A 609-nucleotide genomic window follows, 5' to 3' on the forward strand; every position below is an offset into this window, starting at 1 on the left:
ATACCAACTAGTTCAGAATTACCGCCTACTTCTGTAGATGTCATTCCTGTACCAGTTAACTCTGTTTGTACATTATGATTGTCACGTAAGTCTTTCAAATGACTTTTAACATTATCTCTAGAGCCATCTTTTAAAGATGTTTGACTAACGTCATATGTGATATCTGCAAATGCAGTTGTTTTATCTTTACTAATTTGCTTATTTTCATATGGATCTGATATTTTATCAATGTGCTTGTCATCTTTTTTTATATCCTCTAATGTTTTCTTAATGTCTTCTGTAATGTTCGGTTGCACAATACCATCATCTTTAGTCGTCTTAAAGACAACACGTATTTGTGCCTTTTCACTATCTTGATTAAAATGTTTTTCAATCTTTTTATTCGTATCTAACGACTCTAATCCTGTCATTTTAATATCATTGTCAAATTTCGGTGCATTTGTAGCAAGTGGTATCAATATTGCAGCTACAATCACTATCCATGCAATGACCGCGGACCATTTATGTTTTGCGATGAATGTCCCCATCTTATATAAAAATTTTGCCAAAGTATATTGCCTCCTTTTAAAATCAACGTTATAGTTTAAATATACAGTGTAGATTATTGTT

At 31.7% G+C, this 609-nt stretch carries 1 protein-coding gene; it reads right to left on the reverse strand.

Translation table 11 applies throughout. The features are described from left to right. Positions 1–548: MMPL family transporter (locus IDG60_RS20790; protein WP_206161136.1), on the reverse strand; the 548-nt coding region annotated here is incomplete at its 3' end. Positions 549–609: the final 61 nt, after the last annotated feature.

The sequence above is a fragment of the Staphylococcus sp. EG-SA-2 genome (assembly GCF_017152085.1).